We start from the raw sequence: 11725 nt of genomic DNA on the forward strand, positions 1-11725 counted from the left end.
GTCCGGGCGAGCTTGCTGATCACTATCCACACAACCTGTCGAGGTCTTGTACAAAGTGGCCTTACCACGGCGCAAGCCGCGCGGATTATAGGCATTCAGATTTCAAAACACAACGAACGGCGCCCGCTCAACGCCGGCTTTATACCAGCTGCAATTCGCGCCACTCTACAGACCAAGGTATGAAGCGCACTTCTCATTCCCACTGAGGGCGAGCCGAATTTAGACGCCAGAACTCCCCCCCCCTACAGGCAAATTCCCTGCCACCTGAGCCTGGCGCAACAGATCCTGCGGCCCGCTCATGGGTCAACCGATCCGATTTGGTTTGACAATTTGGGGCGCGGCACTTAAGTTTGGCCGCGCTCAAAAGCCCGCTAGCCCCATATCCGCGTCCGGATGCTGCCAAAGAAGGCCCTCCGAGCCCGCAGAATCCGGCACTTCCCGGGTTTTGCCTGTGCACAGATAACGCCTGGGATACACCTTCCTATAAAAAGGTGATCACAGATGAGCGCGGAGCACGCCCCTCCCGGGCCGTAGAATCGCTGAATTGATTCAGTGATTTGTGTGGAAATAAAAAGCTGGCAACAGAATAGTTTTTAGGAGTCCACAATGTCCGACAAGAAAGCTCAACTCACGGTCGACGGTATCGACGCCCAAATCGACCTGCCGGTCTACTCCGGTACCGTCGGTCCCGACGTTGTCGATATCAGCAGCCTGGCAAGTAAAGGTCTGTTCACGTTCGACCCGGGCTTTATGTCCACCGCCTCCTGTGAGTCCAAAATCACTTACATCGACGGCGCCAAAGGTGTACTCCTGCACCGCGGCTACCCCATTGAGCAGCTGGCGGAGAAATCCGACTACCTGGAAACCTGCTATCTGCTGATGAATGGCGAATTGCCCACCGTCGAGCAGAAGAAGGAATACGTCAACGGCATCATGAACCACACCATGGTGCATGAATCCCTGGTCAACTTCTTCAAGGGCTTCCGCTACGACGCCCACCCGATGGCCATGATGTGTGGCGTTGTCGGCGCCCTCGCCTCCTTCTACCACGACTCCCTCGACATCACCGACCCCGAGCACCGCAAGATCTCGGCGGATCGCCTGATTGCCAAGATGCCGACCCTGGCCGCCATGTGCTACAAGCACAGCAAGGGCCAGCCGTTCATGTACCCGGATAACAGCCTCAGCTACTCCGAGAACTTCCTGCACATGATGTTCGGCAACCCCTGCGAACCGAGCAAGATCGATCCGATTGTGGCGAAGGCCATGGACGTGATCTTCCTGCTGCACGCGGACCACGAGCAGAACGCCTCTACCTCCACCGTGCGCCTGGCAGGTTCATCCGGTGCCAACCCCTTCGCCTGTATCTCCTCCGGTATCGCCACCCTCTGGGGGCCGGCGCACGGTGGTGCCAACGAAGCGGTTCTGAACATGCTGGAAGAAATCGGCGACGAGAGCCGTATCGACGAGTACGTCGCCAAGGCCAAGGACAAGAATGACCCGTTCCGCCTGATGGGCTTCGGCCACCGTGTATACAAGAACTTCGACCCGCGCTCCCGTGTAATGCAGGGCATCTGCGACGAAGTCCTGGGTGCGATGGGTGCCGAGAACGATCCGCTGCTGCGCATCGCCAAAAAACTGGAAAAGATCGCACTGGAAGACGAGTACTTCGTCGAGAAGAAACTCTACCCGAACGTGGATTTCTACTCCGGTATCATCATGAAGGCCATCGGCATCCCCACCGACATGTTCACCGTGATCTTCGCCACCGGCCGCACCGCAGGCTGGATTGCGCACTGGAACGAGATGATCTCCAATCCGTACAAGATCGGCCGTCCGCGCCAGTTGTACACCGGCTACGCCGCACGCGACTACGTGGCCCCTCAGGACCGCTAAGACGGACCGTTGTCCGGCTCCGTCTAGAGCGCGTAAAACCCGGCAATTGCCGGGTTTTTTGTGCCTGCCGTTTTATACCCCTGTATCTCAGGCACAACAAAACCCCCGCACCTTTCGGCGCGGGGGTTTTGCGTCTCTTGTCAGCGGGCGTTACGGCAGATTGTGCACGTGGCTACCCACCGGTCCCGAGAAAATGCCACCGTCGTTCATATCCCAGTTGATGGACCAGGTCATCACACCGTTAAAGGTGGGATAGGCCTGACTGGGGGTCAGGGTGGCGCAGTTCAGCTGTTGGGTCAGACAATCCAGCGCGCGATTGATATTCGCGGTGGTCGCAAATCCGCTGCTTGCCGCACTGGGCCCGGAGGGGAGTGCCAGCCCAACCTGATCCGGGCGCAGTCCCTCAAAGAAGCCTGCGCTTCCGTAGCCCAACGGGAAGCCCTCAATCAACATCAGCGCGGAGGCCACCATCATGTCCACCGAGCCCGCCGCATAGGCAGAGCCACTGTACGGTGTAGAGAGACCGCCATTGTTGTAGAGCTGCACGTGGAGCAGGTCCAGATCGTCGCGCAACTGGTCGATCATTGGCAGGTAAGCACCCCAGATACCGGTGTAGGAAACATACCCACCCTGCACATAGGGATGCTCCGGCGCCATGGACAGATACATACCCGGGTAGAGCTGCTTCAGCTGCTTGACCGCTTTCACCATATTCTGGATCACCGGTGCGCCGTGCATGACACCGGCACCGGACTCCAGATCGATGTCGATACCGTCAAAACCGTATTCATCAATCATCGCTGCAGTGCTGCTGACGAAGTTGGCTACGTTCTCGTCGGTGTTCAAGGTCACGGTGCCTTTCTCACCGCCGTATGACGCCACCACGATTTTTCCAGCGGCACGCTTGGCGGCGACGTCAGCAATAAATTGCTGCTTGTCGAGACCGGGATCCAAATTGAACGCAATACTGCCGTTACCCGCGTCGTCCACAAAGGCCACCACAATCACATCCCACACATCGGATACTTCACTGATGCGGTACAGGCCGGAACCATTGTTGAAGTTGTGCCAGTAGCCCACCAATGCATGTTTCGGCAGCAGACCACTGTTGCCACCAGACGAGCTACCGGAGGAGCCGGAGCCACTGGACGAAGAGCCGGAAGACGAGCTGGCTCCGCTGCTGGAAGAAGAACTCGAGGAGGAGCCACCGCAATCCCCTACCTGACTCCAGGCATCCTGCCAGTGCATGCCGACTCCCGGCTCATAGGCCCAGGCTGCGGCGGAAGAGCACCAGCCGGCGATATTGCATTGGAATTCCAGCCCCACGTTCTGTACCACTTGCCCCGCGGTATAGCTGGTGCCGGCAACATACTGCAACGAGGTACAGGAGCCGCCGCCAGATCCGCCACCAGAGCTGGAAGAAGACGAACCGGATGAGGAGGAGCTGGAAGATGAGGATGAGGACGAACTCGAGGAACTGGAGGAAGACGAGCTGGAAGAGGACGAGCCGCCATCACAGGCACCATCGTAGGCCCACACATCCCAAGTCCCCGAGTGAGTGGCCGGGTTTTCGTTTTGTGTCCACCACTTTGCGGTATACGCATTGCCCAGATGCTTGACCGTATCATTCCCAACATAAATTCCGGCACTCTGCCAGTCCGGACGCGCACTGCAGTCTATGGCTGCCACCTCGACAGAAAACACCCCGAGTGCTAGCAGACCTATTAATTGCCTTTTCATAACGTTTCCCTAAGTTATTTTTATGAGGCTTATCGAAAAGAGCAGAGGGCGCCGTAGCGCCCTCTGTTTACTGCTGTAACACTTAATTACAAGTTGCGTCGCCGATTTCTTCCCAATCGGAAGAAGTACTCGGCTCCTGGCCTTGGGTCCACCACTTGGCGCGGTAACGCTTGCCGTTATGGTTGACCTCGTCACCACCGTTGTAGGCCGTGCTGGCATTCCAGGGTACTTCCACGTCACTGATCAGCTTCCAGTCCGCGGCGCTGAAGCCCGGTTCCTGCTGGGTCCAGTACTTCGCTTCCCAGACCAGGTCGTCGTGGCTGACCTGATTACCGCCGAGGTAGGTACTGCCGGACTGCCACGCAGGATAGTTACCCGCATTCGGGTCGGTCATGTCGCAGCCGCCACTGCCAGTGTTGTTGATTACACTTACGGTCACATTGGCACTGGCACTGTCGATCCCATCGCTCACAGTTACCGTCAGGGTAAAGTCCGTATCTGCTTCTACCTGAGGTGCAGTGATGGTAATGGTGGCACCAGACCCAGTAGCCATACCGCTCCAGGTGTAGGTCAGTGAATCGCCATCGGCATCGGTACCCACTGCGGTGATCGAGTCAGTGGCGCCTTCCTGAATGGTAACCTGAGCCGGAGCGGAGACTTCTGGAGGCGTATTAGCATCCGGCGGCAGCAGGAAAATACTGACTTGATCCGGGGTGTCATCACTCAGCAAGCCATCACTTACGTTCAGCTCAAAAACCAACTCCTGCTCAGCGGAAACCTCGGCCGCAGTGAAACTCGGAGTCGCAGCAGACGTATCGCTCAAAGTTACTGGCGTACCCGCGATCTGAGTCCAGCTGTAGCTCAATGTGTCTCCATCCGGATCACTGGAAGCACTTCCATCCAGGACAACGCTTGCCGGCGTAATAACGATCTGATCAGCTCCCGCGTCGGCACTCGGTGCCTGGTTGGGCTGATCGGCGAGCACAGTCACCGTTATCTGGTCGGTATCGCTGGCGCCACTATCGTCGGTAACCGTCAATTCAAACACTAGCGCCTCATCGACGGTCACATTCGGAGCCGTGAAACTAGCGAACACCGTATTCGCATTCTGCAGGCTTACACTGGTACCGGAAATCTGGACCCAGCTATAGGTCAGCGGATCGTTGTCCAAATCACTGGATGTACTGCCATCCAGCGTAACACTTGCACCACCATCAACAGACTGATCGCCACCGGCGCGCGCGGTTGGCGTGCGGTTGTTCTGGCCACCGCCGTGTCCCAGGCCTTCGTGCATGGCATTGAGAATGTCCCCGTTGTCTGCATCGATTTCCCAGGAAAACAGGCCTGCCAGGCTGTGTGCTTGGACATAGGCCCCCTTCGCCACCACGGAGCGATGGTTGTCGTAGGTGATCAGGTCACCAGTGCCTGGCTTGAACATATACGGCGCTTCAGCGGTTTCATCGTAATACTCCTCCCACTCACCGGTGGCAAGGCGTGCAACAATATCGCGATAGTCCACCACACCAGCTTCCCAAGTGCCGTTAACCGCACCAGTAGCCGTACCCGTCATGTGATCGCCACCGGTCCAGCCGGAAACACCGGTCCAGCCACGACCATACATGGCAGCCCCGACAACCAGTTTTCCCGGATCAACACCGAGACTCAGCATATTCTGGACACCGTTATTGGTGGTGTAGTCAGTGTCCGGGCGCCACGTCGGTGCATATAACGCTGTCTGGTGACCCAGTACGTCGTTGCTCCAGCCGCCATAAAAGTCGTAGGTCATCATGAAGAAGTAGTCCATGTACTGCTGTACAGCGAGGTAGTCCACATCTTCGATCTTGTCTGAGCCGGCGCCGATGGCGGAGGTCAACTCGTACTGACGTCCGGTGTCCTGCTCCACCTCGTCCAGCATCGCACGCAGATCGCGCATCAGCAGACGATAGGTTTCGCCATCAGTAGCAGTATTGCCAAGGTTCGGGTTCGCCCCCTGGCCACCCGGGTATTCCCAGTCGATATCCACACCATCGAAGAATTTCCAGGTGCGAATAAACTCTTCGACAGAGTCTACAAATGTTTTTCTCTTGGCCGCATCACCGAAGAAAAAGAAGGGGTCAGACAGTGTCCAGCCGCCGATAGAGGGGAGAATTTTCAGATCCGGGTAGGCTTGCTTCAGCGCCATAAGCTGGCCGAAGTTACCTTTGTAAGGATCGGAATAGGTTTGCCCATTCTGGGATTTCTGCACCGCGGCAAACGGATCGTGCAGGGAAACCTTAAAGTCTTCACGGCCAGCGCAAGAACGCTGCAGCGCGGCGAAGCTGCCTTCGATTTCTTTCAGGCTGTCATTAATACCGTCACCGCCACAGATGGGCACAAAGCCATAAATGATATGGGTCAGGTTGTAGGCAGGAATCTTGTCCACGGAGAATTTACGCCCGTACACTCCCCACTCCACAAAGTAAGTACCTACGACCGAACCCGAGGTATTAGTGTACGGCTGGTTGTTTTCACCTGCGGTGAGAGTAATCGGATCCAGATGGCTGCCGTCGGTGTCCGCCACCACGATATCCACCGCGGTGGAAGTAGCGCAGCCATCGTCATTACAAAGGGCAACCTGGAGTTCATACTGACCGCCTTGGGCGACTTGCAGTGTCGCGCTGCCGGTCTGAGTGGCCCCACCGCTGATACTCTGCTCCAGCACAACCTGGCCATTTAACAGGTACTGAGCGGTAGTGGCAGGATCGCCCGACCATTTAGACCAGGACACCGGTACTTCGGCATAGTCGTTTACAGTAATCAGCTGCTCGTAGGCAGTAGCCGCATCGTCCACTTCAATGATGGCAAAGCTGGTGTCCATCCAGTCGATGGTGGGAGCGCCTGGTGCGGCGATTGCGGAGGAACTGGTAAGACCGAGCGCTAACAGCGCACGACACCAGTGGCTTGGTGTGAGCCCTTTCATTGATTGTTCACCTTGTCGTTATCTTTTATTGATCAGGATCTATATCAACGGGGGCTGTTGATTGTTTGTTCCGCCTTACCTCGACGGGCTTCTCTCGCCCCCGATTGAACGGCATACAACTACTAATGCCGGTACTTCTTGTTGTTATTTAACTCATCACTTTGGAACAGGGTACTTCAGGCGCCCGGCTGGGATACGGGCATATGACATCGCTGTCATTTCTTCATAAAAAGATGACAGCGATGTCATATGATGTTCACATTACTCCGCTAGGGGCTGTCTTTACCAGAGCCGTAAGACATCAATGAGAGTTTAGTCACAATATACCCTGATATTTTGGCGCATTTTGCTGCGTGCAACACACTTTGCGCCGGCGTATAAAGGGAGAAATTAGAAAACTGCAGAGTCAATAACCTGGCGAAACGAAGAGCGGCCGATAAAACATCGACCGCTCACCCCACAATACCCAATCAAGCTGACTGAAACTTCCCGCTCGTACACTCGCTGAAATCAATCTCAGACCAGTGGTCACCCGCTGTGGGCCTATTTACGGTATATGTTCAGCCTCCGTTACGGACCGCTTCTTCTTGGCACTCCGCCTCGTCTCGCGATGGGGGAGTCTTCCCGGGACAGTTACCAGTATAGTTTCAAGCCTTCACCGTCCAAATAAAGAAGAGGAACTATACTGAACCTAAAGCGACTGAACCTAATATGTGCGCGAAAGAGCGCCTGCAGCTGCATTTCACAGATAACAAAATTTTAATAAAAGGCAAGGAAGCCATGTCATTGACCGTATTACTCGCTCGCACGTATCTGGCATTGGAACAAGAGCTGTCCAAACTGCGTCCGCCTTACACTCTCTATTTTTCACTTTGCGATGCTAAGAGCAGAGCCAGGGTTGTTCACGCTCAGGGGCAGAGTTTTATACAAGCCTGGGAAGCGTGCAGAGTGCAGGCGCTGAAGATTGAAAAAACTGAGAAGCTGGATATCTGCTGGCTTAGGATTGACTGGGTGTTCGCCAGCAAAGAAAGCTCTTGGGAAAAGTTAAAAAAGGAACTCGCGCTTACCAAACGCAACTATTTCCGTCGCGGCCTCGCTCTGGACCCCGAATTCAAAATCAGCTTCCTGGAGCAGGAGTTGAACGCCAATGCGATGCTCTACGGAGGAAATCAAACTTCTCACGCCGTAGTAAACGAGAAAAATTTTTCTGCTTTTGCAAGAAAACGTTATGGAAGCTCCGTAAGTCTGGATTTTTCCCCAGACAAACCTGTTTACATCCTGCACACCAAAGGCATTTTTTCCAGTCGCACGGAAGGGCCTTTGATACTTAATGGTCCTGGCCGCGATATGGGCCGAAGAACCATTCAGGCACTTGATGAATATAACGTATACGAGTTGATCCACAACAGCAGCAATTACCTGGCCAGCCAGGTAACACAAAGTGGCCAGTTCCACTACGGCTGGCACCCTTGCTTTGACCGGCCAATCAGAGCCTATAACAACCTTCGACACGCCAGCAGTATCTACTCGATGCTGGAGGCCTGGGAGGTCACTGCAGATGAACAACTTGGGGCTTCCATACATAAAGCTCTCGACTACCTCATCAGCAATCTGATCAAAAAAACTAAACTCCCAGATGGCGCTACTGCAGCATTTTTAGTAGAAACCAATAATGAAATAAAGTTGGGTGGGAACGGTGTTTGCTTGCTCGCACTTTCGAAATACACTGCATTGACTGGCAAGGATCAGTATCTTTCTCTCATGGAGCAATTGGCGCTGGGCATCTGTCACATGCAAAACCCGCAAAACGGGAAGTTCGTACATGTGCTGGAATATCCTTCACTCAGAGTAAAAGAAAAATTCAGAATCATCTATTACGATGGAGAAGCTGCCTTTGGCCTGATGCGCCTATATGGACTTACCAAAGACAGCCGCTGGCTTAGCGCAGTAGAAAAAGCATTCGATCACTTCATCAATGCCAAACACTGGCAAGCACATGACCACTGGCTCAGCTACTGCGTCAATGAACTAACCCTTTACAAACCAGAAGAAAAATACTTTAAATTCGGTATCGATAACTTTTCTGACCATCTAGATTTCATTCTGAAACGCATCACTACATTCCCAACCCTTCTGGAATTAATGATGGCTGCAGAAAAAATGATAACAAGGCTAAAGAACCAGAATAGATTCAAGCATCTTATTTCCAGAATTGATTTGCAGAAATTTTATGAGGCTCTCGAATTTCGTGCCCACTACCTTCTAAACGGCCATTTTTGGCCGGAGTCTGCGATGTATTTCCAAAACCCAAAAAGAATACTGGGTAGCTTTTATATACGACACCACGCCTTTCGAGTCAGAATTGATGATGTAGAGCATTATTTATCAGGGTTTGTTTCCTACCGACAATATCTTCTTGAAAAAAAGAAAGTAATTGCAGTCGAAGCACCCGCGCATACCATCCAGACGGAACCTGCAGCTTTATCCGACAACTGGGACGCAGAGAGCCTCGTGCACGCCACATCCGGGGCATGGATCATCCCGCCCAAGACACCCAACTGGCGCGCCACTGGATTATGTATATTTCCACCGGGAATGCGCCCGGGAAACATAGTCGTAGTGAGATCCCCAAATGGAGACAGGTTTATACCACCAAAGCAACTGGGCTCATTGCCGTACATCCCCCAGGCTATCATCACTGACGATCCAGAATTCAAAGCGAACCCTTCAATACCAGTACTGAAAGTATCAAAACTCCGCAATGCTATTCTGGGAATGGGACGGTATGCCCGAAGCCGAAATCAGGGGACGATTATTGGCATTACCGGAAGCTCGGGAAAAACCACGACAGTCGCACTCCTTCATCACTTGCTGCGTCCTTGGGGTAACATCGGAAAAACAGAGCACAATGCCAATCTTCCTCTCGGCATTTCCTGGAATCTGGCATCCATGCCATGGGGTGCACCTTTCACGGTACTTGAAATGGCCGTTGGCAATATGAAGTTGAATAGCGAAATCGCAAAACCGGATATCGCCATCATAACCAATATTCATCCTGCCCACTTGGAATATCACAGCAGCACGGAAGAAATAGCCAGAAAAAAAAGCAGGATTTTCTCAGGAATGAAGCCAGGAAGCATAGCTGTCATCAATCGAGACATACCGGAATGGCCAATCATAGAAGCCGAAGCGAACAGTCACAGCTTGAAAATTGTGACATTTGGAGAGCACCCACTTAGTCAGTACCGACTGAAAGAATATGCAGCGGATACCGGACGAACAGTTACTGATGTGAACGGTATCGATGTCGAGTTTATATCTGGAGCACGGGGCCAACATATGGCCATGAATTGCCTTGCATGTATCGCAGCGATCCACTCACTCGGCCTGGGATTAGAACCTGTACTACCCCTGATCCCCCTCTTCAAGCCACTGTTAGGGCGCGGCAATTCTTCGACAGTCCAGATACATGGAAAGCGGGTTCGGCTTATTGACGAAGCCTACAACGCCAACCCTGCGTCCATGAAAGCAGCCCTGCTTCTCGCAGGGGAAACCACTCTCTCCAGTAAAAATGCGAAGAAAATACTGGTGCTGGGCGATATGCGAGAGCTCGGAGAAAATTCTCAAAAATACCATGGAGACCTTGTTCCCCACATCAAGAAAACGGGGGCAGCCAGGGTTCTTTTACTTGGCAAGGAAATTGGAAACATTCATGAAAATCTCGTTAAAGAAGGAGTAAACAGTTCCGTTCATCCGGATTCATCACATATCAAGAGGGAAATACTGAATTCAATTGAAAACGAGGATCTTCTTTTTTTTAAAGGATCTCACGGCAGCGGCTTGCATTTGCTCGTTAAAGAGTTACTCGAACTATGTAGCGAACCCAGCACCTGAACTCTCGGCCAACCCCCAAAAAACTGTTACAAAAAGCAAAATTACCCTATAAAAAATTGGTATTTTGAAAACATCATCCAACAGCTTTCCGAAAAAAAATTCGAGGAAACCATCACACGCTAGAAATCGGTTGGAATCATGTTTGGCTAGGCACATCAGAGTTCGGAGGCCTACCAGCCCAGAAACCCTTTTCATTGAAAAATGATGAAATGGATGCGCATTTATAATCACACAACTGTAGCAATGACGCTCACTCTTCAGAAATCGGTTTTTTTTAAACTAGAGACCTGCAGCTCCTGGAACTTCAATTGAATACATCCTCCCCTACTCACCCTATAGATCTAACAGCAAAAAGCGCAATTTGCGTTCTTTTGAGTAAGGGGGCAGATAAACCATTCCTGTCCATTTATGAAAAGCACGCAGATTTAGCAATCACGCCAGCCTCAATCACAAAATTGTTGACTGCATTAACCGCCATTAAAATAGCAAGCGAAAACAAAATACCAACATCCTACAATTTGACAGTTTCGCACTCCGACAATGCAGGAGGATCTGGAAGAAATTTGGTACCTGGAGATAAAATTTCATTCCTGGATGGAATAGCCAACCTACTACTTACTTCTTCCAACATAACTGCCAACGTCATAGCAAGAGAGTTTGGATCCATTCTTCAAGTCATGAATCCAAAAACCTTATTAAATCCAGTCAATCGTTTCGTCGAAGAAATGAATTCAGTGTCAAATCATCTTCAGATGAAACACTCAAAATTTTTCAATCCTCACGGGCTAGACACCAAGGGACAAAGATCAACTGCTCGCGACATTTCTGTTTTGACCGCAATCTGCCTAAAACAGAGGTTAATCAATGACACATGGGGAAAAGAGCAGAAAATCATCAATATATCAGGACCAAATAAACGAAAATTAGTAGCAAGATCTATTTTCAGGGAGTCCACTGCCAGAGTCATACCAGACTTCTCCATACCACAGTTCTTGGGCGGAAAATCCGGAACGCTCTACCCATCACTATTCAATTTGGCAGCTGTTTCTGAGATAAATCCAGATGACAATATAATCTCTGTGATCATTGGCTCACCATCACCGACCGATCGCTATTCGGACTATCTCAAACTGGTTCAGCTGGCAAATTCAATATTGCGACCATGAGCTCAATATTCAGTTACCAAAGTACTGAATAGACATAAAAAAATGCCGGGCTCAATGGCCCGGCTTAACA

The 11725-nt window shown here is 52.0% G+C and carries 6 protein-coding genes; 4 read left to right on the forward strand and 2 right to left on the reverse strand.

What is annotated here, in order from left to right; genetic code table 11:
• The first annotated feature begins 606 nt into the window (after positions 1–606).
• Positions 607–1896 carry a citrate synthase gene (gltA, locus tag C3938_RS02070; protein WP_105101610.1) on the forward strand — a complete coding sequence of 430 codons (1290 nt, stop codon included), beginning with the start codon at positions 607–609 and terminating at the stop codon, positions 1894–1896.
• A 150-nt stretch (positions 1897–2046) separates the two neighbouring features.
• Here gltA and C3938_RS02075 read toward each other — a convergent pair whose 3' ends face one another.
• A complete protein-coding gene (locus tag C3938_RS02075) occupies positions 2047–3273 on the reverse strand; it encodes a chitinase (protein WP_233998789.1) in 1227 nt (408 codons plus the stop codon).
• On the opposite strand from C3938_RS02075, the gene C3938_RS18145 reads away from it, so the two are divergent.
• The gene (locus C3938_RS18145) at positions 3254–3427 is read left to right on the forward strand and encodes a hypothetical protein (protein ID WP_233998826.1); all 174 of its coding nucleotides are present in this window, start codon (positions 3254–3256) and stop codon (positions 3425–3427) included. The two genes, C3938_RS02075 and C3938_RS18145, sit on opposite strands and share 20 nt — an antisense overlap.
• Positions 3428–3718: 291 nt before the next feature.
• Here the strand turns inward: C3938_RS18145 and C3938_RS02080 are convergent, their stop codons facing one another.
• Positions 3719–6595, reverse strand: a complete 2877-nt coding sequence (locus C3938_RS02080) for a glycosyl hydrolase family 18 protein (RefSeq protein WP_105101612.1) — start codon at positions 6593–6595, stop codon at positions 3719–3721.
• A gap of 711 nt (positions 6596–7306) precedes the next feature.
• On the opposite strand from C3938_RS02080, the gene C3938_RS02085 reads away from it, so the two are divergent.
• A complete protein-coding gene (locus tag C3938_RS02085; RefSeq protein WP_105101613.1) occupies positions 7307–10489 on the forward strand; it encodes a UDP-N-acetylmuramoyl-tripeptide--D-alanyl-D-alanine ligase in 3183 nt (1060 codons plus the stop codon).
• A 308-nt stretch (positions 10490–10797) separates the two neighbouring features.
• Positions 10798–11655, forward strand: a complete 858-nt coding sequence (locus tag C3938_RS02090; RefSeq protein WP_158681523.1) for a D-alanyl-D-alanine carboxypeptidase family protein — start codon at positions 10798–10800, stop codon at positions 11653–11655.
• Positions 11656–11725 lie beyond the last annotated feature (70 nt).

The sequence above is a fragment of the Microbulbifer pacificus genome, assembly GCF_002959965.1.
GTDB classification, from domain to species: Bacteria; Pseudomonadota; Gammaproteobacteria; order Pseudomonadales; family Cellvibrionaceae; genus Microbulbifer; species Microbulbifer pacificus_A.

Excerpts from the sequence above, each read along its gene's own strand:
- gltA (WP_105101610.1), top strand. The coding sequence starts at position 607 with ATGTCCGACAAGAAAGCTCAACTCACGGTCGACGGTATCGACGCCCAA.
- C3938_RS02080 (WP_105101612.1), bottom strand. The coding sequence starts at position 6,595 with ATGAAAGGGCTCACACCAAGCCACTGGTGTCGTGCGCTGTTAGCGCTC.
- C3938_RS02085 (WP_105101613.1), top strand. The coding sequence starts at position 7,307 with ATGTGCGCGAAAGAGCGCCTGCAGCTGCATTTCACAGATAACAAAATT.